Genomic DNA, 22,628 nt, shown 5'->3' on the forward strand with positions numbered 1-22,628 from the left:
GAAAAACAGCGATGCGGCTGGGCTAATTTTTAAATAAATCGTATTACAAAGGCAACGGATTCAAGGGACTACGACTGGCGCAAGGCGCGCCAAAATGAAAGCTGACATACACACAATGTCAGCCTGGGGGGCATAGCTGGTTTCCCTATCCAGCTTTCTTTTAAGCAAAATATTACTCAAGTGAATGTGTTACACGCAAGCTAATTGTTAAACTGAATTGTATATTAATGTTTCCGTTGGATTCTGGCGTCAGTTAAGCCTCTCGCCGCATTTTTTTTCAAGCTTGCATGGCCGAATGCTATTGCCGAATCGCATTTTTCCTGTTCAACTGCGCCTTGCTGCGAATTAACATTCAGCAACCCTGATCCGTATCAAAACAGGCTACTCAATGAAGGAAATGCGATGAACATATTTCTCGGTAGCATCATGACTTTCGGTTTTCAGTTCAATCCCAGCGGCTGGCAGCCATGCAACGGCCAAGCCATCAGCATCGATCAGTATTCCGCCCTGTTCGCCTTGCTCGGCACCAATTTTGGCGGCGATGGCGTGCAAACCTTCCAGTTGCCGAATTTACAGGGGCGAATGCCGCTTTGCCAAGGTAACGGCGCGGCGCTGAGCCCGCGTGTGATCGGCCAGTTTTCCGGTAGCGAAAACATCTCGGTCGGCATCGGCAACCTGCCGTCGCACACGCATACCGCCACCTTCACGCCTTCAGGCAGCGGCAGCAGCTACACCGTATCAGGCAACACCAGCGGCAACCTGCTGGCGCCCACCGCGACCAACAACATCCTGTCAGGATCGCCGGCCGGCACCTCGGAGGCGGCGATCTGGGGTTCGACGGCGCCGACCATCCCCTTGGGCGGTGGCGGCGGCAGTGGCGGCGCCACGGTGACCAACGCCCTCACCGGCAACAGTCAAGTCGTGGGAAGCATGAATCCCTACCTGGCGCTGAACTTCAGCATCGCTTTGACGGGCATTTTTCCTTCGCGCAATTAAGCATTACCACAGTAAAAATCAGCCGGCCTCGAACAGCAAAAACACCGGCCTTAAACCGCAGCAATGACAAGGGAGATTTCCATGGAAGTATTTCTCGGCAGCATAATGACTTTCGGTTTTCAATTTAATCCTAACGGCTGGCAGCTCTGCAACGGCCAGACGCTCGCCATTCAGCAATATGCGGCCTTGTTCTCGCTGCTGGGCACCACCTACGGCGGCAACGGCACGACAAACTTCCAGCTGCCGAATCTGCAAGGACGGGTGCCGATTGGCCAAGGCAGCGGCATCGGCTTGACGCCGCGCGTGATCGGCGAAGCGTCCGGCACTGAAAACATTTCGATCACCATCAACAACATGCCGTCCCATACCCACGTCGCCACCTTTACGCCGGCGGGCGGCGGCAGCGGCTACATGGTATCGCCCAATACGGTCGGCAATCAGCTGGCGCCAAGCGCGACCAACAACATCTTGTCCGGATCGCCGGGCGGCCCGCAAGGCGCGGCGATCTGGGGTTCAACGGCCGGCACCATTCCGCTGGGCGGCGGTGGCGGCAGCAGCGGCGGCAGCGTGACCAATGCCCTCACCGGCAACAACCTGCCCGTGGGCAGCATGAACCCGTTTCTGGCGCTGAACTTCAGCATCGCGCTGGTGGGCATTTTTCCGTCCCGCAACTAGCGCACCGCAACCGCAAACTGGCCGATCAGCGGCCAGTTTGCTTCCGTCTTTTCATTGCCGACAGATCAAATCCGATGCTAGAACTTGTTGATGCCGCTTATTTCACTCCCTCGACAGGGCAGCTTTGCACGCTGCAGCTGCCTGACGGCAGCGCCTTGCCAGTGCTGGTCGACAGCGTGAATGTGAAAGCGCAATACCGCAACCCGTATGCGCCGGAACAGGAGCGCCTGCCGTTCATCGTCACGCTGACCGCGCAGCAAGCCACCGATTTTATCGAAGGTCCGTGTGCGATCGACCTGCCGCAGCGCGAGCGCCTGGAAGGCGTTTACATATCGCGCCTGGCGCCGCTCGGACGCGATCCGGCGGGCGCGTATTTTCAAGTGGTGTTCAGCTAAAGGAAGTCAAGGCTGGCGTTGCTTTCCCGGATACCACACCATGCGATCGGCCATCAATTCCGATTCTTCCACCTGGAATCCCAATTCCAGGTAGATCCGCTTGGCGCCGGGGTTGTTGTGCCAGACCACCACCGCGACCGGACACTGCACCTGGCTTGCGGCTTGCTGCACGCCGCGCAGGACTGCCTTGCCGTAGCCGAAGCCGCGGGCGGCGGCAATGAAAGCGATGTAAATCACGCGCACTTCGTTGTGGCCGAAATCCACCACCAGCGCACCGACGGCGGCCTGGGTTTTCTCGATGACGAAATGCATGGCGTTCGGATATTCTTCACCGGTGCCCTGGGCATGCGCGGCGTATTGCTGGGCGATCACGGTTTCGACGAATTCGGGTTCGCCGTCGATGAGTTGCAGGTCCGGCCGGGCGGAACGATACAGGGTTGCCAGGAAAGGCTGGTCGCCGGCGGTAGCGGGCCGTAGGGAAATGCCGGCCGGCATGGCAAAGGATGAAGTGAGCATGCTGACGTTTCTCAGAAATGGGCGTAAATATGGCTGACATCACAATGGTGGAGCAGCTTATAACAGAAGCGCTCTTGGCGGATCGGGTTGCCTCAAATAAAGTGCCTCGTCGTAATATTTTTGCCGGAACCGCGGTCAAACTGAGCTGCCGAGAAGCGCTGCAATCGACGCAGCAACCGGATTGAAGGTAGTCGAATGAACAGTTTTCTCAAATTGCCGCTGCTCTTCGATCCGCACGCACTGCTGGAGGATTTGCGGGTGTGTGAAAGCATGGACTGGTCGCGGCATTTCCATACCGACGACTATTCCGGCCTATGGTCGGGCCTAGCGCTGCGCTCTGCATCCGGCAAATCGGACGATATCTATTCCCACCCCGGCAGCGCCGTCCATAGCGATACGTCTGTGCTAGGCCATTGCCCCTACTTCGCCAGTATCCTCGGCGCTTTCGACTGCGAGATAGAGTCGGCCAGGCTGTTGTGCCTGGGGCCCGGCGCGCATATCAAGGAACATCGGGATGTGCATACCAGCTATCAGTTCGATGTATTTCGCGTACACATCCCGATCGAGACCAGCACGCAAGTGCGATTCCTGGTTGGCGGACATGCTTTGGACATGCGCGCAGGCGAATGCTGGTATGCCGATTTCAGCCAGCCTCACAGTGTCGAGAATTGCGGAACCACGGCACGCACCAACCTGATCCTGGACTGCAAAAGAAATGACTGGTCAGACACGCTGTTCCGCCAGGCTGGCTACGATTTCGCTGCGGAGGCGCGCAATCGCAGGCTTGACGACGCAACGCGCGCCTTGGTGATCGCCCGCCTGGCCGAGATGAAAAGCGAGACTGCAGACCGATTGATCAAACAGCTGGAAGCTGAGGCGGATATCGATGAATAGCATTGCTCCGCAAGAGATAGCGCAAGATGATGCGGCAGTCCCGGCCGGGGAATGGATACCCTACAAGCTGGTGCGGCAAGAACAGCAATGGCGTTGTCTTTGGCTCGACCTGGCGGGCAAGCGCATTTCCGAGCCGTTTTTCTCCGACACGATTTTACGCTGCAAAGCCAGCGCCCCCATCAACCGGCGCTATCCCAGCATCAGCTCGCTGGAATATCTGACGGCATGCGCCACAACGGCGGTCGATGTGGTCGCGCCAAGCGCCTTTATTTTCCATGTTTCGCGCTGCGGCTCGACTCTGGTCTCGCAACTGTTTGGATTGAGTGAAAAGAATATCGCCCTGTCCGAAGTACCCTTGATCGACGAACTGCTGCGCATGTCGCGCCAGCAGGCGGATGCTTCCGAAGCGGAAGCCGCACTGAAAGCCAGCATTGCTTTGCTCGGACAACGTCGGCTTGGGCAGGAAAAGCATTTGATTATCAAGCTTGACAGCTGGCATGTCTTTTTTGCCGGCACGCTGAGAAGACTCTACCCGAAGGTTCCATTCGTACTGTTGTACCGCAGCCCGGATGAGGTGCTTCTTTCACATCAGAAGCGACGTGGCATGCAGGCAGTGCCGGGGCTGCTTGAGCCGGAACTGTTCGGCATGTCGCAGGCGGAATCGGCAAGCTGCGACGGCGACCGCTATATCGCCAAGGTGCTGGAATATTATTACACGCAATTCTTGCTTATCGCCGAAAAAGACGATCGCTCACTCCTGCTGGACTACCGGCAAGGCGGTATTGAAATCGCACGCCGCCTGGCCGGATTTGCGGGCATAGCTTTGGATGAGGCAGAAATCGCGGAAATGGCAGTCCGTTCGCGCTTTCATGCAAAATATCCGGAACAGGGATTTGCAGAAGAAAAGAAAGCGTCATCCGCGCCGGCAGATCTTCAGCCAGCAATGGCGATGTACGGCCGCCTTGAGCAACTGCGGGCAAAACTCTCCAGCTGATACGCGACCGCCACTTCAAGCCGTGTCTAGGCAATATGCTTGTGGCAGATGCAATGTCCCCAGCGGTACAAGTGCATATTGTGCAGCAGGTCCTTGGTCGCCGTCGGTACACCGCTGAGCAGGATCTCTTTTGCCGTCAGGCCGAACACCGCCAGGCTGATCGATGGCGCCAGCGACACCACCGCGTGCCAGGTCCGCTTGGGGATGAACAAGGCGTCGCCCTGTTCCACCCGCGCGTACAGTCCCTTGGCTTGTTCCAGTGCGCGCAGCTGTTCCGGAAATTCGTTGAAGCGAGCGATATTGATGGTGCTCAGCGTGGCGCCCCAGTCGTACTTGTTGGACGGGCTCATGAACGCTTCTTCCGAAGGCGGGAACATGACGAATTCCTTGACCCCGCGCGCCTGGCAAAACCAGTTGTTGGGGACGTCGCGATGCAGCCCGGTGTGAGTGTTGGCCGGCCCCATGAAGACCGACTCCCAGGTCCAGCGCCAGCCCGGCCACAGACTGCGGATGTCGAAATCGCTGCGCAGCTGCGGGAAATCTTCGAGGATGCTCCACTGCGCCAGGTAATTACGGTGCGGCGCAAACGATTGCATGTGCGCCCAGTTGAGATGGAACTCTTCGTCCGGCTGCAGCAGGCGCCGCCGCTGGTTCGGCAACAGCCCCGCCTGTTCGCTCACCGGCTCCTTGGCAAGCTCTGCCAGCTCGCGCAGATAAGGCGCAATCGGCAGCGCCGGCCGTTCCTGGGTTTCGCCCTGCTCCACCAGGCCGTTCTGGAACTTGCGGACCGGCTCGGAGCCGTCCTTGTTGCGCAACTGCGCCATCTTTTCAAACGACCAGTTCTCTTGCGCTGGCCAGCCGCGCAAAGCGCCTTTGACCAGCAAGGGCCGGGTTCGGCTGCCAAAACCGCCGGCTTGCGCCAGCTCCGATACATCGATTTGTTCGACCAGCTTGAATGAGGGGCCTAGTATTTGTGTCATGTCTGATTGCAAGTTAACGTTGCGGCAGCGCTGTTTGCCAGCGCCTTTACCCCTATTATGGCGCGATCCCGGAATCTTCGCCGACGGCAACATAGCGCCGCTCGCCGCTGTTCGGGCTATATTGGACGCTCATCAGGCGGCCTGATTCCGGATCGACGAAGCGCTCCCCGGTTTCCTGCCACGGGCCGTCGTCAGCCCTGTGCTTGCGGATATAACGCCAGCGCTCCGCCAGCACCGCAATCAGCAGTATCAAGCCCCAGCTAGTCAAGGGGAAGGCGGCCGGCTCGCCGCGCAGGTAGCAGAAAATGCCGGCGCCGGTCAGCAGCGCGGCAAATCCAAGCAAGGCCAGGCGCAACATGATTACGGCGCCACCGGTTCGACGATCACCGCCGTGCCGTAGGCCACGATTTCACTCATGGTCTGCCCCATTTCGGACGAATCGAAGCGCATCATGACTACGGCGTTGGCGCCCATCCGGTGCGCGTTCTTGACCATGCGGTCGACCGCATGGCGGCGCGCTTCCTCCAGCAGCTGGGTATATTCCGTGATTTCGCCGCCGATGATGGAACGCAGCCCTGCCATGATGTTGCCGGCCAGCCCGCGGCTGCGCACTACCAGTCCGAAGACCTGGCCTTTGACTTCCTTGACGCGGTAGCCTGAGATGTTTTCTGTAGTAACGACGAGCATATTTCCCTCTTTTCATGTTGCCGGATTTCAATTGTAATCGACACTAGCAGGCGGCAACAATTTCGGCCGGGCCGCCAGGGCCAGGTCGAAAAAGGTAAATGCGATCGTGAAGAGATTCAGCTGCGCAAGAAATTCAGTCCGGGATTGGCGGCTGGCATGGCCGGAAACACTTGCGCCAGCTGGAGGTTGCTCAGGCGCAGATGGCGCTCGCCTAGCTGCGCCAGCACCGAGCGGAAATCCGTGGTGACCGGCAGATCCCGGCCTTCATGCAGCTGGGCATCGCCCACTCCCTGCCAGTCGCCGTAGACCTTGCCGCCGGCAACGCTGCCGCCCAGCACCCACATCACATTGCCATGGCCGTGATCGGTGCCGCCGTTGCCATTCTGGCGCGCGGTGCGGCCGAATTCCGACATCACGACGATGGTGGTGTCGTCGAACATCGGCCCCAGCCCTTGCGCCAGCGTCGCCAGGCCCTGCCCTAAAGGCGCCAGCCGGTTGGCCAGCTGGCCTTTGGCGTTGCCCTGGTAAGCATGCGTGTCCCACCCGCCCAGCGCCACGAAAGCGATCTGGATCTTGGCATCGTTGCGCATCAGCTTGGCCAGGTGGGCGGCATCGTTGGGAAAGCCGTTCGGCAAAGGCGCGCCGCCATTGGCGGCCTGCATTTCATCTTTCATGGACGCCGTCATGACCTCCTTGTGGGCGTCGCGGCCGTCCTGGTAGGCGCTGGCATATTTATCGCTGCTCTGGTACATCTGGTCGAAGGCGCTGCCGATCTGCGGCCGGTCGAGTATCGATTGCCTGGTGCCGGCGGCGCCCGCGGCCAGGTTGGTGGCCGGCGCCCTGCCTGTCAGGATGCGCGGCATCAGGGGGCCGATGCTGATGGCCCGGGTCGGCGATGCGGCGCCGGGCAAGACCGTCAGCAAACGGTTCAGCCAGCCGTCCTGCGTCGATTTCCTGCCGGGTGTACCGGATTCAAGATAATCCTGCGCATCGAAATGCGAGCGGGTGGCGTCCGGCGAACCCGAGGCGTGAATGAAAGCCAGTTTCTTTTGCTCCCACAGCGGCTGCAAGGAAGCCAGCGCCGGATGCAGGCCGAAATAGCCGTCCAGATCCAGCGCGCCGCCATCCTGCCCGGGCCGCGCCAGGCCGATGGTGGGACGCAGGCGCGCATAGTTGGCGTCGCCGTACGGTGCGACGACGTTGAGACCGTCGACCGCGCCGCGCAGCATTACCACCACCAGCTTGCGCTTGGTGGCGCTACTGTCGTCGCCGACCGCGGCCCAGGCCTGACGGCCTACCGGAATCACCAGGCTGCCTGTCAGCGCCATCAGTTTGAGTAAATTTCTACGATTCATCATGTTCTCCTGGCATTCAATCTGATCAAGGCTCAACGCTGCATGAAATCCGGGCTGCCGAGCGCCATGGCGGCGCGCAAGCCGGCCGGGTTATTGCTGATGGTGGCGCGCGTCTTCGCCGAAATCGCCGGACCCAGCGTGTTCAGCAAGCTGTCAGCGTCGAGCGGCGGCTCGGCGGCATTGGCAACGGCCGGGGCCGCCGCATTGTTGTCCTGGCCCGCTGGCTTGTTCAAGGGCAGGCGTCCGGCTGCCAGCGCGGTGGCAAAGGTGATGCGCCGCGTCAAGGCATCCGGATTGAGCCATGCAGCTTCCGTATTCTTGTAGCCGTCCGGCGTTTGCGCACCATACAGCGGCATGCCGAGCTGGTTCAAGGCGCCCAGCAAAGGCCGCACATTGGTGATCGGCACCTGGCTGGCGCGCGCCGCCGAAATCACATACTGGTAAGGTGTCTTGAACTTGGCGCCGACAGTGCTGGCGGCCATGAACTGCGGACTGTGGAACATGGTCCGCAATACTTCGCGGATATTGCCCCGGGTTTCCAGGTAGCGTTTTGCCATGCGCTCGACCAGCTCCGGCGGCGGATTGTCCTGCACAAAATACTGCGCCAGCTGGTAGCTCAGGTGATGCGCGGTGGCAGGATGCATGGCCAGCACATCCAGCGCAAATTCTCCCTCGCCCTGGCCTTGGGCGCCGACGTGATGGCCGAGCCATTCCTTGTCGCCCATGTCATGCCGTTGCGCATCGAAATGGAAAGTCCGGTTGTTGCGCACCAGCTCGCGCGGCTCGAAACTCCAGCCGGTCAGCATGCGCGCCAGTTCGGTCACGTCTTTCTGGGTATAGCCGGCATCGACGCCGAGCGTATGCAACTCCATAAGCTCGCGCGCATAGTTTTCATTGAGGCCGGTGGCCTTGCCTTTTTGTCCCTGGGCGGCGCCGCGCCTGCCCGGTACCGGCTGATAATCATTGGCGGTAGAGAGCCAGTTGTCGAGGTAGAACAGCATCGCCGGATGCTTCGCCGTGGCGCCTAGCAGATCGCGGAAATTGCCCATGACATAGGGCCGGATCGCGTCGCGTTCATAGCTGCCGATCAAGGCCCGGTCCAGGCCTTTGCCGCCATACACGTTGAAGTGGTTGAACCAGAAATCCACCATCACTTCTTCCAGCTGGCGCGGGCTGTCGATGGCGCGCGCGATCCTGGCTTCGGCATCCTGCTCGACGATCTTGCCGACCACTTCGCGCCGCTTTTGCTTGGCGGCCTCGTCGCCGTCATTGGCGACCTTGCGCACTGCCAGGAATTCGGCCAGCACTTCCCCGGCGCTGGCGTTGCTGGCGTCGAGCGTGCTCAGGCGCGCGCTCAGCGCCGCCGGCAGAGGAATGTTCTCCGGCTGCAGCTGGCTGTCGATGTAGCGCTCGATGCCCATCTGTTTGACGCTTTCGATATCGCCTGGCCTGGGGCCGTAGCCGAGCCGGTTCAGTACGTGCAAGGCCTGCTGATCGGTCGTCAGAGGCGCTGCCGATGCCGCCAGGGTGCTGACTGAAAACAGGGCAAGCATGGCGAAGCGTATGGGTAGTTTCATGTGCGGTCCCCGGCTGGAATTATTAGAATCTGGCGATATTGAAGCGTGCCTTGTATTAACACCATTAACGCATTTCAGACTGGCCTCCGCCACTGCCAATATGTATCGGTTGTAACGACCTGTAAAGAACAGGGATGCGGCGCGATGCCAGGGTGGACGCTGGCGAAAAAAAAGCGCGGCCGTCTCGTCGACGGCCGCGCTCCTGCTTGCTTCCCTTGCGGAAAGCGATTTTTTTATGGTTGCGACTGCAAGTAGCGCTTCACATCGTCGAAGCTGACCTTGCCGGTTTTGTTGACGTCGATCTGGCTGAAATTGTTGGCCACATAACCCAGCCGGCTCTTTTGCGCCTGCTGCTGGGTCAACGTCCCGGTCTTGGCGACATCGGCTGCGTCGAAGTTCGATTTCAGGCGGCTCATGGCCTGCGTCTTCAGGGCGTCCCCGGTGGATGCCGGCGCGGCTGGCGCTGCCGGTCGCGCCGCCGGGAAGAACGGGCCATCCACGCCATGCCTGGCCATCCCGGACGGGGTAGCTACCGCATCGCTGGCTTGCGCCGCGCCTGCCGTTGCACAAAGGGCAAACACCATTAGATAAAGTGTATTTTTCATAGAATTTCCTCTACGCCTTTCTTCATCATAGTCGATCCGGGCGCCAGCGGCGCCGGTTCTCTGTATTGAGTCATATGATTGCGTCACAGGCTCAGGGCGTGCCTGCCGGATTCATGTCCGACCACGGCGCCGGCAGCTCGGCGAAGGTCATGGCGCCGCCTATGCGCCGGCCTTCGTAATAGTTGACCAGATCCGCTTTCATGCGCGGCCGCGAAGTATCTTCCAGGTAGATCATGTGGCCGCCGGAATAATGCGTGACCTGGATATCAGGCCGGATGCCGCTCACGCTCTTGAGCCGGCCCAGATCCTTCTCGGTCATGAAAAATGGCGTGACCAGGTCGTGGTAGCCGTTTTCCACCAGCACCTTGATATGCGGATTGAGCGTGATTTCCGCCAGCAGGTCGGGAATCGTGTCCGGCATCGCCAGCCCGCCGTGACTGAAATCCCAGTTGATGTTGGCGGTATCGCTCAAGGTCACGTAGGTGGTGTTGGGCGCCGTGTATTTCAGGTAATCCGGCAGCTGCTGGCTAAGGATCACCGGGAACGGCTTGGCGATCAAGGCATCGGAAGGATCGGAATCGCCCACCAGCATCGGACTGTCGTTCGGCGCCGATACGCGGCCGTCATAACCGCCGATGGTATAGCCCGGCACCAGCGTGGTATTGAGCGGGTTCGGCCCCAGGTAGGCTTGCAGGGCGCTCACGTTGATATCGCTCTGGCGCGACATTTGCGCATACACGGCAGGAGTAGGAAACACCGGCGGGTTGGCCAGGCCGAGGAAGGTCGGGCCATAGGGCAGGAACTCGGCATAACGGCGGGTCGAGAAATCGCGCATGCGCCAGGCAAAGCTGCGCACGCCGAACGGCGGCGGCGTAACCTGACCGAAGAATGCGGCTACTTCGGCGTAACCCGGCAGCAGCGATACGGTGTAATCGGTCGCCCGTTGCAGGTCCGACAGGCTTGGATACTGGTCGTTATAGTCGAGAATGCAAGATTGCAGGACGATCCCGCTCAAGCGTACGCCGGCCTGTTCCAGCAACGGCGCCAGCACATCGGTGCGTGGCGTGCCATACGATTCGCCGTACAGGTAGATCGGCGAACGCGGGCGCGGATTGACCGCGAGATAACGCAGGATGAAATCGCGCATCACGCCGGCATCCTGGTCGACGCCCCAGAAAGTCTGGTTAGTGTTGGGCAATACTGCCTCGGAAAAACCGGTGCCCGGCGGATCGATGAACACCATGTCGGTGGTATCGATCAGGCTTTCCTGGTTATCCACCAGCGGGAAATTAGGCCAGCCGGTGGTGTAGGGATCGGGTGTGGCGACCCGGCTTGGCGCGAACGAACCCAGGCGCAGCCAGATCGACGACGATCCCGGTCCGCCGTTGTAGAAGAAGGTAATCGGGCGCGGCCATGGGCCTCGGTTTTTTGCCGTATAGGCAACGTAGAACATTGATGCCTCGGGCTTGCCGTTGGCGTCCGCTGCCGTCAGGTGGCCGGCGGTGGTGGTGTAATCGACACGCCTGCCGCTCTCGCGGTAAGTGAGCTGATGATAGGCCACTGCGGCTTTTTCGTTGACGATGGACGCTGCCAGGCCGTCGCTGGCGCCGAATGCGTAGGCCGTGTTGTCCATGTAAGGCTGGTCGGGCGGGAACACTTCGGCCGCCGCCGGCATGGAAAGAATGGCAGCGCAGCCTGCGCCCAGCGTCAGCACCGCTAACGCCGCGCGCATGGCCTTTCGGATGGTTCGAGGAAGAATGCTGGCTTGCATGGGACGATCTGTTTTCATCTCTTGCCCTTTCTTGTGGACTGGGTGATTTGACTGACAAACGCTACCGTTACTTCGCCATCGCTTGCTGTGCCAGATCGGCTTCTGGTCGCTGTCTGCAAGCTGTTTGCTACTCTCCCTTTTTACAATTGGACAAGCGAGTCCTGTCCGAGCGACCGGTCCGGTGCTTCTTCGATGGATACAGATTGGATAGGCAGCCGCAAGACCTTGCGACCTGGCCGGGAAATCTCATTGCGGTGAAAAACCGAACGGGATTCGATCCTGCCACCTCAAAGGTATACTACAAAAATACATTTCTTCAAGGAAAGTTGCAATTCAGATGTGGTGCAAAATGCCGCCGCTGAGGAACAGATGGCTAGCGCAAGCCAGGATGAAAACAACGGCCGCCAGGGCAGCCGTTGAGCGCTTATTTGGCCGCCAGGATATCGATCTTTTCGATTGACGGCGCTTGCGAAAACAACTCGTCCGCCCTGCCCATCAGCGCAGCTGCCACGCGGCCGGTGAGATGGGCCTGGCGCCCTGGCTCGTCGGGAAACGTGTCGAAGATGCCATAAGTCGACGGCCCCAGCCTGATGGCGTACCAGGTGGTCGTCGCCAGCTCCTGTTGTACAACTGCCAAGCCGTCGCGCAGAAATGCTTCGACATCCGCCTCTTTTCCTGGCCGCGCTTCCAACCTGACGAACAGACCAAGCTTCACCATTTCAGCTCTCCCTATGCATGCATGAACGACCGGTCTTCAAGTTTAGGCGTCCCCGGGTGCATTGCAATGCACCCGAGTCAAGATATCAGACGCGCACCAGCAGCTTGCCGAGATTCTTGCCCTCGAAAAGACTGTTGAGCGCCTCCGGCAACTGTTCGAAACCGTCGACATAGGTTTCCTGGAAAACGATTTCGCCGCTTTTTACCCAGGGCGCCACAATCGCCAGCATCTCATCCATGCGGCTGGTGTAGTCGCGCGCCAGGATGCCCTGGATGGTGGCGCGCTGGAACAGCATGTGCTGCAGGAAGCGCGGGCCAAGGTCAGGGGTGTCGAGGCCGCCGTCATACTGGCTGATGGCGCCGCAGATGATGATGCGGGCGCGCCGCTTGATGAGCGGAATGACGGCATCGGTAATCGGCCCGCCGACATTGTCGAAGTAGATATCGACGCCGCCGGTAGCCGCCTGGATCGCAGCGCTCAAGGCTTCCGGCGTGGTATGTGCACGGTAATCGATAGCGCCGTCCAGCTTCAGCGTCTCAGTCAGGAAGCGGCACTTCTCGGCGCCGCCGGCGATGCCGATCACGCGGCAGCCGGCGCGCTTGCCGAATTGCGCCACCAGCGAACCGACCGCACCCGCGGCGCCAGAGACCAGCAGGGTATCGCCCGGACGCGGACGGCCGGCTTCGGTCAGGCCGAACCAGGCGGTGCGGCCCGGCATGCCCAGCACGCCCAGCGCCGTGGAGACTGGCGCCGCGCTCGGATCGAGTTTGGTCAGTTCGCTGTGATGGCAGCGCGCATACAATTGCCAGCCGCTGTAGGCCGAGACCCAGTCGCCGGCCTGGTACAGCGGGCTGGCCGAAGCCACGACTTCGCCGACCACGCCGGCGCGCTGCACGATCCCGAGCGGATGCGGCACATCGTAGGTATTGCGCTCGTGCTGCTGGATGCGGATATACGGATCGACGCTAATGTATTTGGCGCGCAGGATCACTTCATTGGTCGCCAGCTCGCCGTCGAGTTCGCTTTCGCGCAGCTCGTAATGATCATTGCCGACGCGTCCATCCGGACGCTTGACGTAAAACCACTGGCGGTTCTGATAGGTATTTTGCATGGTTGAAGCCTGTTTGCTATTGGTCTGACAGTGTAGCGAAATTGCAAAAATCGCGTTGGCTAACCCCAAACGTTGCGCCCGTGGCGTAACTACCCTTTACCACCCACATATATTGCCCGCGCAACTGAAACTCCTTTGGCCGTGGAAATATTTTTACAAAGCACTATTTTTTTCGTTTCAATTTGTTACAATTTGAAACTAATTGAAACAAATTTAAGTGAATTTTCAGTCGTTAGCGACGATTGAAATTGCAGACGCAAACCATCCCCTCTTTCACCGCCAGTCAGCAGCTGTTGGGAAATGGCATGCCGCATTGATATATATAGATTCCGACAATACCTTGCCTTGAAGTGATGATTTAACTTTAACCATTAAACATAAAGAGTCTATTACTGTGATTAAAAATTTTAATCTTTCTATTAATTTAGCATTAATTCCCGTGCTTTTATGTTCAACAACTTTCTTACACGCTCAAACTACTCTCCCTGACCTGGGCGAGCCGTATGATATTGATGTCTCATTCAATAATATTGCGGGTTCTTTGTTAACCGGTGATATCCGAACATTCACAAATCAAATTGGTGAAAAAGTCTCGTTCTACGTCAAGAACAATCCTGCTAGCGTCACTCAGTTAGGATGGGAGCAAATTAAAAATGTCTCTGGTAAATTGAACGAAATAATCAACAACTCCAGTCTTGACTCAAATCAGAAAAACGATGCCATCAACATTGCTGTTGATAACTCAATATTGCCATATGAGAGCCAGCCAATTGGCGCATTAAGCGCAAGCTACAAATATTCACTTGATTACGGTATCGCTAGAATTAATTACAATATCTTGAGCAAAAATTCTTATTGTGGTCAATCAATATATGTAGGCACCAATAAAACTCATTATGAAAGATGGTATGCAGTAAGGGTCCCGCAGATTTCCGTTTATAGAGTTGCTGCGGATAGATCAGAAAAACTGATAACTTCCATGGCATCTAAAGATTACCCATACAGCGATCAGTGGGATCTTTCCTATACCCAAGCTGGCCTTGCAAAAGATGTATGGCAGGCGCTTGGCGTCTATTACAGATTAAAAAGGCAAGGTGATCTTTATGCACGCAGCAGCATAGACTTGCCTACTGAACTATATCTTCAACCAAACAGCAGTCTCTCTTACAGGATAGAGGCATCCTATCCTGGATTAGCCAGATGTGACTCTGGCACGTCAGGACGGGCAGCTTATATTGAACAGTCAGTCGTGACAATCACCACTGATGGGAATGGCAAGGTAGATATTATTCCGACTGAAATTTACGACCCTTACTTAGCCAGCATTAATGGGCCAAAAATTATTCCTGTTTTAAACATGTTGTTGCGCGATTGATTCAAATATAGAAACAAAAAGCAGTATCGAATTTATTGAAACCCAATAAAACTCTTCAGTTAATTTAAATTATAGGAAATAAAATGCGTAAAATTTTCTCCGCAGCAGTTGCAGCCATTGTTCTATTTTCTGGGCCAGCCAGTGCATGGGATGGCGTCTTAACTGGAACCGTAGTCGGAATTGAAGTTGTAGCCTCAGGTGGTACCAGTCATAATATGGATTTTAGGGTATACGTTTCTGGCACTGCGAAATGCAATGGAAACGGCTGGGCTTATATTGATTCCAATGCGACGAATTATAATGCAATTGTTGCCACAATACTGTCCGCTAAAGTAACGAAAAGTCCAATCTCCGTCTATGCTAATAAAGATAGTGCCGGATATTGTCTAATTGGTGATGTGTCAGTTTCATAATCAACATTACAAATAAATTTTTGATTTTTTTAAAAACAGGTGCCTAGCGAAATATTCTGGCACCTGTTTTCATTCTTTGCTTGTACTAGATAATTCAATCGATGCCTTGGCGGGGCGCATAGCATAAGCAATAAAGAATTGACAAGCAACGCCTATCCAGACGGGATCAATTTCGTCGCTCCAATTTCCCTGCGAGAATGCTTTGTAGGAGCCATAACTCTCGCAGCCAAAATGCAATGGCGTGAAAGTGTGTAGATCATTACTCAGTGCAACGAATGGCGGAAATGACTATCTCAAAAATCCGCCGGTACTAGCAACGCCATCATGACCACGTCATCATGACGCCCATCCAGGATCCGGACCTTGCGTTTCACGCCCTCCACGACAAAGCCATGTTTGCGGTAGAGCCCGATCGCGGCGGCATTGCCGGCATAGACCTCCAGTTCGACCCGCGTGATGCCGCGGCTCAGGGCGCTGTCGATGGTGGCTGCCAGCAGTGCCTGGCCGACGCCTTGGCCGCGCCACGGCTTGATCACGCCCATGCCGAGTGTGCCGCCGTGGCCGAAACCCGGCAAGGGATGCGGCAGGATGTCGCACCAGCCGATCATCTGGTCGCCGTGCAGGGCAACCAGCTGTGCGTGATCGTGCTTGATATTATTGGCGACGAATTCGCTGACCCAGGCCGGCGACCGTGCTTCTGTCTGGCCAAGATAAATACGTTCACGTGCGATCGCGTCCAGCACCTGGTGGAATTGCGCGGCGTGCTCGGCGCGGATCGGCGCGATACTGAACCTTGTTTCTTTCATCACCTGGCATTCGAATTCAATTGGCGCCCCAAGGCGCCTTCTACCCGATGCTAGCGCAAATCATGCAATATGCCCATGATTGTCCTCACCTGCCGGCAAGACCCTGGCCCACGGACTTGCTGCTGCATGGCGTTTCTCGAAAGCGGTGATCTCGGGTAGCAGTTGCAAGGTCGCGCCCACCATGTCCAGGCCCTCGACGATCATTTTCCTGTGCCGTTCTGCCAGCGTAAAAGCGCATGCCAGCGATCCGCACGACAGCTGCATCTGTTCCAGATCTATCGCAAGGCTGTGCCCGTTGGCGGCCGACGCCTGCAGCAGCAAGGCAATCTGCTCTTGTTCCAGGACGATCAACAGCAAGCGATTATTGAGAGCGTTGCTGAAAAAAATCTCGCCAAAGCTTGGTGCTATGACGGCTTCCACGCCCAGCTGCTGCAAGCCCCACACCGCGTGTTCGCGGCTGGAGCCGCAGCCGAAATTGGCGCCGCCGACCAGGATCCTGGCGTCCTTGTATTCAGGGCGGTTCAGCACAAAATCCGGCTTGGGACTGCCATCCGGATGGCAGCGCAGGTCGAACAGCACGCCCCGGTCCAATCCTTCCTTGGTGATCGTGCGCAGGAACTGCTTGGGCATGATCTGGTCGGTATCGAGGTTGTCGATCAGCAGCGGCGCGGCGATGCCTTCGATGCGTTTATGTTCAGACATGCTGCTTCTCCAAAATGCGGACATCGCAGATACAGCCGCTGAGCGCAGCGGCGGCGGCCATCGCCGGACTCATCAGATGGGTGCGCCCGCCCCTGCCCTGGCGCCCTTCGAAATTGCGGTTGGTGGTGGAAGCGCAGCGTTCGCCCGGCGCCAGCACATCGTCGTTCATCGCCAGGCACATCGAGCATCCTGGCTGGCGCCATTCAAAACCGGCGGCGATGAAGATGGCGGCCAAGCCTTCCTGCTCAGCCTGGCGGCGCACCGCGCCGGAGCCGGGCACCACCATCGCCCGCACTGCCGGCGCCACCTGCCGGCCTTTGACGATGGCGGCGGCGATGCGCAGATCCTCGATGCGGCCGTTGGTGCAGGAGCCGATGAAGACACGGTCCACCGACAAGCCGGCGATCGCGGCGCCGACCGACAGACCCATGTATTGCAAGGCTTGGGCGGTCGCTGCCGCCGCATGGGCGTCGCCTGCCTGCAGCGGATCGGGAATCAAGGCATTGACCGCAATCGCCTGATCAGGGCTGGTGCCCCAGGTGACAAACGGCGCGACTTCCTGCGCCGCGAACACATGTTCGACATCGAAGACGGCGCCTTCATCGCTGTAGAGCTGCCGCCAGTCGCCAAGCGCCTGCTCGAAATCCTGCGTACTCAGATCCTGCGCTTTCTCGCGGATATAGTCGTAAGTCGTCTGGTCAGGACGGATCAAGGCCGCCCTGGCGCCGGCTTCCACCGCCATATTGCACAAGGTCATGCGCGCCTCGGCAGACAGCGCCGCTATCGTGCTGCCGGCAAATTCGACCGCATAACCACGCGCGCCCTGGGCGCCGATGCGGGCGATGATCAGCAGGATCAGGTCCTTGACCGATGTGCCTACCGGCAGCACGCCGTCGACCTTGATGCGCATGTCTTGCGCCAGGCGGTAGACCAGGGTCTGGGTCGCCAGTATGTGCTCCACCTCAGAAGTGCCGACGCCGAAGCCGAGGGCACCCAGTGCGCCGTAGGTAGTCGTGTGGCTGTCGCCGCACAGCACCACCATGCCGGGCCGGATCCAGCCGTGTTCGGGGGCGATGATGTGTTCTATGCCCTGCAGTTCATGGTTGGTGTCGAACAGCTTGATGCCGAATTCGCGGCAGTTGCGTTTGAGGTTGCTGGCCTGCAGCGCCGAAGCCGGATCGAGGATCACGCGCTGCGCGACGCCGACCGGATGCGTCGGAATGATGTGCGACACCACCGCCAGCTGCTGCCGCGGCCGCAGCACGCTGCGCCTGGCGGCGCGCAGGCTGCTGAATGCCTGCGGGCTGGTGTATTCGTTCATGATGTGCAGATCGGCATACAGCAGCACGTGCTGCTCATCCAATACGGCAACGGTATGGCTATCGACCAGCTTTTTATACAGTGTGCGAGGTGGCATGGCATGATCTCCGGCGATCAATCGATAAAACCATCGGCAAGAAATGGCAGGACTTCCGTCAGCAGCTGGTCCGGCGCTTCTTCCGGAATGTAGTGGCCGCAGGACAGCGCCTTGCCGCTCAGGTCTGTCGCCAGCTTCTCCCATTCCGCCAGCGGATCGAAGCATTTCTCGATGACGCCGTCGGCGCCCCACAAGACCTTGGTCGGGCATGCGATCTTGCGGCCTTGGGCCAGGTCCAGCCTTTCGTGTTCGAGGTCGATGCCGGCGCTGGCGCGGTAGTCCTCGCAGATGCCGTGGATGGTCGCCGGATCGCTCAGGCAGCGCAGGTACTCGGCATAGGCTTGCGGCGTGAACGGCGCCAGGCCGGCGCTGCGGCCGCCTATCGTGTGCTTCAGGTATTGCTCAGGATGCGAACCGATCAGCAGCTCCGGGAACGGCGCCGGCCGGATCAGGAAGAACCAGTGGTAATAGGCCGTGGCGAAAGCCATGCTGGTCTGCTCGTACATGGCCAGCGTCGGCGCGATATCCAGCAGCACCAGCTTGCGTACCGCCTCAGGATGATCAAGCGCCATGCGGTAAGCCACGCGGCCGCCGCGGTCATGCCCCATCAACAGGAATTGTGGAAATCCCAGCTGCGCCATCAGCGCGATCTGGTCCTGTCCCATGGTGCGCTTGGAATAGTTGCTGTGATCCGCCAGGCCGGCAGGCTTGCCGCTGTCGCCGTAGCCGCGCAAATCGGCGGCAATGACAGTAAAGCGGCCGGCAAGTTGCTGCGCCACCTTGTGCCAGATCACATGGGTCTGCGGATGACCGTGCAACAGCAGCAATGCAGGACCGCTGCCGCCGCGAATGTACTTGATCTGTGTGCCGTTGACTTCGGCCACGCCATGCTCGAATCCTGGAAACATCGCTCGCTCTCCTTTTGATGAAGAGATTGTATAACCGGCGGTTCGATTTATAATTCATTAATATTGATTCTATTATTTCCCTCAAGTTAATAATGAATACACTCTCCGACCTGGCATTTTTTGCCGCCCTGGTGAAGACCGGCAGCCTTGCGGCGCTGGCGCGCGAGCTTGGCCTTACCCCGCCGGCCGTCACCAAACGGCTGGCGAACCTTGAACGGCGGCTGGGCGTGCGCCTGCTGAACCGCACCACGCGCACCATGAGCGTCACGCACGAGGGCGAAATTTACCTGGCGGACGGCGCCCGCATCCTGGCCGATATCGAAGCGCTGGAACGTACTATCGGCAGCAGCCGGGCGCTGCCCAAGGGGCTGCTGCGGGTCAACGCCAGTTTCGGCTTCGGCCGCAAGCACATCGGCCCCGCCGTCTCGGAATTCAGCAAGCGCTTTCCGGAGGTGGAAGTACAGCTGCTACTGTCCGAACGGCCTGTGAACCTGACCGACCAGGCCTTCGATATCGGCATCCGCATCGGCGAGCTGCCGGATGCACGCATCATCGCGCGCAAGATCGCTGCCAACCGCCGCCTGCTGTGCGCCGCGCCGGCTTATCTGAAACAGCATCCGGCGCCGGCCACGCCGCGCGACCTGCAGACCCATGCCTGCATCGTGCTGCGGGAAAACGAAGCCGCCTACGGCAGCTGGCATTTAAGCCGCGGCAAGCGCCAGGAGACGGTCAAGGTGCGCGGCGCCCTCAGCAGCAACGACGGCGAAACCGTGCTGGCGTGGGCGCTGGCCGGCCACGGCATCCTGATGCGTTCCGAATGGGATGTCGCTCCTTACCTGCGCTCCGGGCGCTTGCGCCAGGTATTGGAAGACTGGACACTGCCCCCATCCGACATCTTTGCGGTCTACCCGGAGCGCCTCAACCTGTCGGCCAAGGTCAGCGCCTTCGTCGACTTCCTGGCGGCGCGCTTCAAGCCGCATCTGTTGCCGCGGAAAGATGGCCAGCCGGGCTGGTAGGCAGCTCCAGCCGGCCGAATTCGCCACGCCGGTAAGCCCGCAGCCGGTCGTTCATCTGCTCCAGGGTATTCATCACCAGCGGTCCGTGCTTGACCATTGGTTCCCTGAGCGCAGGGCCGGACAAGATCACGAAGTGGGCAGAGTCTGCCGCAGTCAGCCTGACGGCGCTCGCCTCGCTGCTCCCCAGCGCCTGGCCGGCCGTCACCTGCTGGGTGCAGGCGAAAGCATCCATGCTCACGCCAAGCGTGCCCTGCACCGCGTAGATCATGGCGTTCCAGCCTGCCGGAACCGCATGTTCAAAAGTGCCGCCGGCTTCCAGAAAACCATCCAGCAACGTGAACGGCTGCGGCAGCTGCGCCGGCGAGCGCAAGCCCTGGGACTCGCCTGCCGCCACCCTCACCCGCACCCCCGGCGCCTGGAACACAGGCATGTCGGCGGCATCCACATGCAGCGCATGCGGCGCCATCATCTTCTGCGCGGCAGGCAGGTTCACGAAAATCTGCAAGGCATGCACATGCGGATTCTCGCCTTCCGGCTGCTCGGTATGCACCGCGCCGCGGCCGGCGACGAACCAGTGCAGGTCGCCGGCATGGATCGGCCCCTGGTTGCCGAGCGAATCGTAGTTGTGGTGCGGGCTGGCGGAATCTTCAAACACATAGGTCACGGCCGAGATGCCGGCGTGCGGATGCGGCTCGAAGGTCGGCGCTGTCATGTGGAAGTGGTCCAGCATGACGACCGGATCGATCATTCCCTGGAAATCGCTTTCCGTAAAATGCATGGCGTTGAAGCCCTGGCCGATGCGCATTTCATGGCCGGCGACCACCGGCGAGACAACTATTCTCTTGTTCATGTGGATTCTCCTGTTGCCGATGAAAGATGCCTGCTTTATTGCTTGCTGAACGCGCTGTGCAGCTGCCAGACCAGATTGGCGAACGGCATGTCCAGCGCGGCATAGACATCCTGTGCCTTCGGGTCGGTGTTATCCCGCAGCATTTCGACTGCCGCCGTGGCATAGTCGGTCACCGGCACGCCGGCGCCGGCCAGCCGTTGCAAGCCGACCGTGCGCTTGGCGTCATTGAATGTGCCTGAGGCATCCAGCACCACGCGCGTATCGTAGCCGGCGGCCTTGGCGGACAGGGCCCGGAAAGTAGCACAGACTTCCAGCGAAACGCCGGCGATCAGGATTTGCTTGCGCCCGGTTTTACGGATCGCCGCTTGCACCTGCGGATCTTGCCAGGCATTGACCACTTTGCGGCTGATTACCGGCACGCCTGGCAAGGCCGCGCGCAGTTCCGGAATGGTCGGCCCCCACATGCCGTCCGGCATGGTAGCCGTCATGATCACGGGCACGCCCAATGCCTGCGCCGCCTTGGCCAGCGCCACCACGTTATGCTTGAGCTCGGCAACGGGCATGTCGCGTACGCCAGTCAACAGGCCGACCTGATGATCGACCAGCAGCAGCACGGTATCGTCGCGCGATTGCGGGGTGAGATAGGCGTTCCCGCTCAGGACCTGTGCGTCGGCCGCGGCAACCGGGGCGGCTGCGGCAAGGTTAGCGGCGAAAAGCGAGAAAGCCAGAGCGGCGATGGCGCCAGCCTGGATAAATTTGCTGTGTTTCATGTGATTCTCCTGTAGGTAATGTAGGTAGTTTCTGGTGAGCGGCAATTGCTTTCTTTGCCTGGGATCCATGATGCGCTTGCAACGATCATGGGAAAAGGTGCAAAATGACAACCTATCGTTTCGCTGGTGGAACGATAAAACGAACAAAGCCCCCATGAATCCTCTGGCGATCGACCTGAATGACCTTTATCTGTTTGCCCAGGTAGTCGAGCGGCGCGGTTTTACCGCGGCCGGCGATGCGCTGGGGATCCCGAAGTCGCGCATTTCACGCCGCATTACGCAGCTGGAAGCGCGCCTCGGCGCCCGCCTGCTGCAGCGCACTTCGCGCCGCATGAGCCTGACCGAGGCCGGCCAGGAACTGTACCGCCATTGCGCCGCAATGGTCGCCGAGGCGCATGCCGGCGAAGATGCGGTGCGCAAGCGCCTGGGCGAGCCTAGCGGCACGGTGCGCGTCAGCCTGCCGATGGCAGTCGCGGACATTGCCTTGCCGCACCTGCTGCCGCGCTTCATGCAGCAGTTCCCCAAGGTGCGCCTGATGGTCCAGGCCAGCAACCGCCAGATCGATCTGATAGAAGAAAACATCGATGTCGTGGTGCGCGGCATCGGCGCCCAGCTGGAATCGTCGAGCCTGGTGCAAAGCAGTCTCTGCTCGGTGCACTGGACGCTGGCGGCCAGTCCGCCATACCTGGCGCAGCATGGGCCGATTGACGACCTGGCGGCGCTGGCCGAGGCCGACGCCTTGTACTATGCGCCGCTGAGCGACAGCGAAGCCAGCTGGCGCCTGCTAGGACCGGATGAGGCCAGGCACCAGGCGCCGATCGGCAAACTCAGGCTGCAAAGCGACAATTTGTCCGTGCTGAAGCAAGCGGCGCTGGCCGCCATGGGCGTCGCTACCCTGCCGCGCTACGCCTGTGCCGCTGAACTGGCGGCAGGCACGCTGCAAGTGGTGCTGCCGGAGTGGCGCCCCAGGGCCGGCCACCTGGTGGTGCTGTTCCCGTCGCGCCGCGGCCTGGCGCCGGCAGTCAGGGCCTTTGTCGATTTCCTGAAGAACGAATTGCCGGCCGCGCTGGCTTAGCCATCCGCGGCCATCGATGGCC

The 22,628-nt window shown here is 59.4% G+C and carries 26 protein-coding genes; 10 read left to right on the top strand and 16 right to left on the bottom strand.

From position 1 onward, the window contains the following. The first annotated feature begins 402 nt into the window (after positions 1 to 402). From VNZ65_RS13305 to VNZ65_RS13315, 3 genes are all read left to right on the top strand, one after another. Entirely contained in the window at positions 403 to 996 is a 594-nt protein-coding gene (locus tag VNZ65_RS13305) for a phage tail protein (RefSeq protein ID WP_325669723.1), read from the top strand. Between the two features lie 81 nt (positions 997 to 1,077). Beyond that, positions 1,078 to 1,671: a phage tail protein gene (locus tag VNZ65_RS13310; RefSeq protein WP_325669725.1), complete on the top strand. Its 594-nt coding sequence runs from the start codon at positions 1,078 to 1,080 to the stop codon at positions 1,669 to 1,671. Positions 1,672 to 1,745: 74 nt separating this feature from the next. Then, positions 1,746 to 2,066: a DUF6916 family protein gene (locus VNZ65_RS13315; RefSeq protein WP_325669727.1), complete on the top strand. Its 321-nt coding sequence runs from the start codon at positions 1,746 to 1,748 to the stop codon at positions 2,064 to 2,066. Between the two features lie 6 nt (positions 2,067 to 2,072). Here the strand turns inward: VNZ65_RS13315 and VNZ65_RS13320 are convergent, their stop codons facing one another. Continuing rightward, entirely contained in the window at positions 2,073 to 2,582 is a 510-nt protein-coding gene (locus VNZ65_RS13320; protein WP_325669729.1) for a GNAT family N-acetyltransferase, read from the bottom strand. A 29-nt stretch (positions 2,583 to 2,611) separates the two neighbouring features. Between VNZ65_RS13320 and VNZ65_RS13325 the strand changes: the two genes are divergently transcribed. From VNZ65_RS13325 to VNZ65_RS13335, 3 genes are all read left to right on the top strand, one after another. Further along, positions 2,612 to 2,767 carry a hypothetical protein gene (locus tag VNZ65_RS13325; protein WP_325669731.1) on the top strand — a complete coding sequence of 52 codons (156 nt, stop codon included), beginning with the start codon at positions 2,612 to 2,614 and terminating at the stop codon, positions 2,765 to 2,767. Positions 2,768 to 2,777: 10 nt separating this feature from the next. Then, positions 2,778 to 3,476: an aspartyl/asparaginyl beta-hydroxylase domain-containing protein gene (locus VNZ65_RS13330; RefSeq protein ID WP_325669733.1), complete on the top strand. Its 699-nt coding sequence runs from the start codon at positions 2,778 to 2,780 to the stop codon at positions 3,474 to 3,476. Between the two features lie 70 nt (positions 3,477 to 3,546). Then, complete coding sequence (locus tag VNZ65_RS13335) at positions 3,547 to 4,470, top strand: hypothetical protein (RefSeq protein WP_325669735.1); 924 nt, start codon at positions 3,547 to 3,549, stop codon at positions 4,468 to 4,470. Positions 4,471 to 4,496: 26 nt separating this feature from the next. Here VNZ65_RS13335 and VNZ65_RS13340 read toward each other — a convergent pair whose 3' ends face one another. The 9 genes from VNZ65_RS13340 to VNZ65_RS13380 form a co-directional block, all read right to left on the bottom strand. Continuing rightward, entirely contained in the window at positions 4,497 to 5,450 is a 954-nt protein-coding gene (locus VNZ65_RS13340; protein WP_325669737.1) for a cupin-like domain-containing protein, read from the bottom strand. Positions 5,451 to 5,505: 55 nt separating this feature from the next. Further along, positions 5,506 to 5,808, bottom strand: a complete 303-nt coding sequence (locus VNZ65_RS13345; protein WP_325669739.1) for a hypothetical protein — start codon at positions 5,806 to 5,808, stop codon at positions 5,506 to 5,508. A gap of 2 nt (positions 5,809 to 5,810) precedes the next feature. Continuing rightward, complete coding sequence (locus tag VNZ65_RS13350; protein WP_325669741.1) at positions 5,811 to 6,137, bottom strand: YbjQ family protein; 327 nt, start codon at positions 6,135 to 6,137, stop codon at positions 5,811 to 5,813. Positions 6,138 to 6,253: 116 nt separating this feature from the next. Beyond that, the gene (locus VNZ65_RS13355) at positions 6,254 to 7,495 is read right to left on the bottom strand and encodes a DUF1501 domain-containing protein (RefSeq protein WP_325669743.1); all 1,242 of its coding nucleotides are present in this window, start codon (positions 7,493 to 7,495) and stop codon (positions 6,254 to 6,256) included. A gap of 29 nt (positions 7,496 to 7,524) precedes the next feature. Then, complete coding sequence (locus VNZ65_RS13360) at positions 7,525 to 9,069, bottom strand: DUF1800 domain-containing protein (RefSeq protein ID WP_325669745.1); 1,545 nt, start codon at positions 9,067 to 9,069, stop codon at positions 7,525 to 7,527. A gap of 233 nt (positions 9,070 to 9,302) precedes the next feature. Then, the gene (locus VNZ65_RS13365; RefSeq protein WP_325669747.1) at positions 9,303 to 9,674 is read right to left on the bottom strand and encodes an EF-hand domain-containing protein; all 372 of its coding nucleotides are present in this window, start codon (positions 9,672 to 9,674) and stop codon (positions 9,303 to 9,305) included. 91 nt (positions 9,675 to 9,765) lie between these two features. Continuing rightward, positions 9,766 to 11,463, bottom strand: a complete 1,698-nt coding sequence (locus tag VNZ65_RS13370; RefSeq protein WP_414649128.1) for a S10 family serine carboxypeptidase-like protein — start codon at positions 11,461 to 11,463, stop codon at positions 9,766 to 9,768. Positions 11,464 to 11,869: 406 nt separating this feature from the next. Next, a complete protein-coding gene (locus tag VNZ65_RS13375) occupies positions 11,870 to 12,163 on the bottom strand; it encodes an antibiotic biosynthesis monooxygenase (protein ID WP_325669749.1) in 294 nt (97 codons plus the stop codon). Between the two features lie 85 nt (positions 12,164 to 12,248). Further along, positions 12,249 to 13,274: an NADP-dependent oxidoreductase gene (locus VNZ65_RS13380; RefSeq protein WP_325669751.1), complete on the bottom strand. Its 1,026-nt coding sequence runs from the start codon at positions 13,272 to 13,274 to the stop codon at positions 12,249 to 12,251. Positions 13,275 to 13,668: 394 nt separating this feature from the next. Here VNZ65_RS13380 and VNZ65_RS13385 point away from each other — a divergent pair, with 394 nt between their 5' ends. Beyond that, a complete protein-coding gene (locus VNZ65_RS13385) occupies positions 13,669 to 14,649 on the top strand; it encodes a hypothetical protein (RefSeq protein WP_325669753.1) in 981 nt (326 codons plus the stop codon). An 83-nt stretch (positions 14,650 to 14,732) separates the two neighbouring features. Continuing rightward, positions 14,733 to 15,062: a hypothetical protein gene (locus VNZ65_RS13390; protein WP_325669755.1), complete on the top strand. Its 330-nt coding sequence runs from the start codon at positions 14,733 to 14,735 to the stop codon at positions 15,060 to 15,062. A gap of 293 nt (positions 15,063 to 15,355) precedes the next feature. Here VNZ65_RS13390 and VNZ65_RS13395 read toward each other — a convergent pair whose 3' ends face one another. Genes VNZ65_RS13395 through VNZ65_RS13410 form a run of 4 tightly spaced genes read right to left on the bottom strand, consistent with a single transcriptional unit; the run spans position 15,356 to position 18,895 of the window. Continuing rightward, positions 15,356 to 15,868 (bottom strand): GNAT family N-acetyltransferase, encoded by a 513-nt coding sequence (locus VNZ65_RS13395; RefSeq protein ID WP_325669757.1) that lies wholly within the window; start codon positions 15,866 to 15,868, stop codon positions 15,356 to 15,358. Positions 15,869 to 15,928: 60 nt separating this feature from the next. Then, entirely contained in the window at positions 15,929 to 16,570 is a 642-nt protein-coding gene (gene leuD, locus VNZ65_RS13400) for a 3-isopropylmalate dehydratase small subunit (RefSeq protein WP_325669759.1), read from the bottom strand. After that, positions 16,563 to 17,987, bottom strand: coding sequence for a 3-isopropylmalate dehydratase large subunit (leuC, locus tag VNZ65_RS13405; protein ID WP_325669761.1), 1,425 nt, complete (start codon positions 17,985 to 17,987; stop codon positions 16,563 to 16,565). The genes leuD and leuC overlap by 8 nt, the downstream gene beginning before the upstream one ends. Before the next feature lie 17 nt (positions 17,988 to 18,004). Beyond that, complete coding sequence (locus tag VNZ65_RS13410; RefSeq protein WP_325669763.1) at positions 18,005 to 18,895, bottom strand: alpha/beta hydrolase; 891 nt, start codon at positions 18,893 to 18,895, stop codon at positions 18,005 to 18,007. Between the two features lie 92 nt (positions 18,896 to 18,987). Here VNZ65_RS13410 and VNZ65_RS13415 point away from each other — a divergent pair, with 92 nt between their 5' ends. Further along, positions 18,988 to 19,911 (top strand): LysR family transcriptional regulator, encoded by a 924-nt coding sequence (locus VNZ65_RS13415; RefSeq protein ID WP_325669765.1) that lies wholly within the window; start codon positions 18,988 to 18,990, stop codon positions 19,909 to 19,911. Here VNZ65_RS13415 and VNZ65_RS13420 read toward each other — a convergent pair. Further along, on the bottom strand, positions 19,865 to 20,761 hold the full coding sequence (locus VNZ65_RS13420) for a pirin family protein (RefSeq protein ID WP_325669767.1): 897 nt from the start codon (positions 20,759 to 20,761) through the stop codon (positions 19,865 to 19,867). The two genes, VNZ65_RS13415 and VNZ65_RS13420, sit on opposite strands and share 47 nt — an antisense overlap. A 35-nt stretch (positions 20,762 to 20,796) precedes the next feature. Then, positions 20,797 to 21,531, bottom strand: a complete 735-nt coding sequence (locus VNZ65_RS13425) for an isochorismatase family protein (protein WP_325669769.1) — start codon at positions 21,529 to 21,531, stop codon at positions 20,797 to 20,799. Between the two features lie 154 nt (positions 21,532 to 21,685). Here VNZ65_RS13425 and VNZ65_RS13430 point away from each other — a divergent pair, with 154 nt between their 5' ends. Beyond that, the gene (locus VNZ65_RS13430; RefSeq protein WP_325669771.1) at positions 21,686 to 22,606 is read left to right on the top strand and encodes a LysR substrate-binding domain-containing protein; all 921 of its coding nucleotides are present in this window, start codon (positions 21,686 to 21,688) and stop codon (positions 22,604 to 22,606) included. The last annotated feature ends 22 nt before the right edge of the window (positions 22,607 to 22,628 follow it).

This window comes from Collimonas sp. (genome assembly GCF_035566555.1).
Taxonomy (GTDB): Bacteria; Pseudomonadota; Gammaproteobacteria; order Burkholderiales; family Burkholderiaceae_D; genus Collimonas.

Coding starts and splice junctions, on each gene's coding strand:
- VNZ65_RS13355 (WP_325669743.1), bottom strand. CDS start 7,495: ATGATGAATCGTAGAAATTTACTCAAACTGATGGCGCTGACAGGCAGC.
- VNZ65_RS13340 (WP_325669737.1), bottom strand. CDS start 5,450: ATGACACAAATACTAGGCCCCTCATTCAAGCTGGTCGAACAAATCGAT.
- VNZ65_RS13370 (WP_414649128.1), bottom strand. CDS start 11,463: ATGAAAACAGATCGTCCCATGCAAGCCAGCATTCTTCCTCGAACCATC.
- VNZ65_RS13365 (WP_325669747.1), bottom strand. CDS start 9,674: ATGAAAAATACACTTTATCTAATGGTGTTTGCCCTTTGTGCAACGGCA.
- VNZ65_RS13360 (WP_325669745.1), bottom strand. CDS start 9,069: ATGAAACTACCCATACGCTTCGCCATGCTTGCCCTGTTTTCAGTCAGC.
- VNZ65_RS13325 (WP_325669731.1), top strand. CDS start 2,612: ATGGCTGACATCACAATGGTGGAGCAGCTTATAACAGAAGCGCTCTTG.
- VNZ65_RS13320 (WP_325669729.1), bottom strand. CDS start 2,582: ATGCTCACTTCATCCTTTGCCATGCCGGCCGGCATTTCCCTACGGCCC.
- VNZ65_RS13345 (WP_325669739.1), bottom strand. CDS start 5,808: ATGTTGCGCCTGGCCTTGCTTGGATTTGCCGCGCTGCTGACCGGCGCC.
- VNZ65_RS13380 (WP_325669751.1), bottom strand. CDS start 13,274: ATGCAAAATACCTATCAGAACCGCCAGTGGTTTTACGTCAAGCGTCCG.
- VNZ65_RS13310 (WP_325669725.1), top strand. CDS start 1,078: ATGGAAGTATTTCTCGGCAGCATAATGACTTTCGGTTTTCAATTTAAT.
- VNZ65_RS13305 (WP_325669723.1), top strand. CDS start 403: ATGAACATATTTCTCGGTAGCATCATGACTTTCGGTTTTCAGTTCAAT.
- VNZ65_RS13420 (WP_325669767.1), bottom strand. CDS start 20,761: ATGAACAAGAGAATAGTTGTCTCGCCGGTGGTCGCCGGCCATGAAATG.
- VNZ65_RS13395 (WP_325669757.1), bottom strand. CDS start 15,868: ATGAAAGAAACAAGGTTCAGTATCGCGCCGATCCGCGCCGAGCACGCC.
- leuC (WP_325669761.1), bottom strand. CDS start 17,987: ATGCCACCTCGCACACTGTATAAAAAGCTGGTCGATAGCCATACCGTT.
- VNZ65_RS13430 (WP_325669771.1), top strand. CDS start 21,686: ATGAATCCTCTGGCGATCGACCTGAATGACCTTTATCTGTTTGCCCAG.
- VNZ65_RS13375 (WP_325669749.1), bottom strand. CDS start 12,163: ATGGTGAAGCTTGGTCTGTTCGTCAGGTTGGAAGCGCGGCCAGGAAAA.
- VNZ65_RS13410 (WP_325669763.1), bottom strand. CDS start 18,895: ATGTTTCCAGGATTCGAGCATGGCGTGGCCGAAGTCAACGGCACACAG.
- VNZ65_RS13350 (WP_325669741.1), bottom strand. CDS start 6,137: ATGCTCGTCGTTACTACAGAAAACATCTCAGGCTACCGCGTCAAGGAA.
- VNZ65_RS13330 (WP_325669733.1), top strand. CDS start 2,778: ATGAACAGTTTTCTCAAATTGCCGCTGCTCTTCGATCCGCACGCACTG.
- VNZ65_RS13315 (WP_325669727.1), top strand. CDS start 1,746: ATGCTAGAACTTGTTGATGCCGCTTATTTCACTCCCTCGACAGGGCAG.
- leuD (WP_325669759.1), bottom strand. CDS start 16,570: ATGTCTGAACATAAACGCATCGAAGGCATCGCCGCGCCGCTGCTGATC.
- VNZ65_RS13425 (WP_325669769.1), bottom strand. CDS start 21,531: ATGAAACACAGCAAATTTATCCAGGCTGGCGCCATCGCCGCTCTGGCT.
- VNZ65_RS13390 (WP_325669755.1), top strand. CDS start 14,733: ATGCGTAAAATTTTCTCCGCAGCAGTTGCAGCCATTGTTCTATTTTCT.
- VNZ65_RS13415 (WP_325669765.1), top strand. CDS start 18,988: ATGAATACACTCTCCGACCTGGCATTTTTTGCCGCCCTGGTGAAGACC.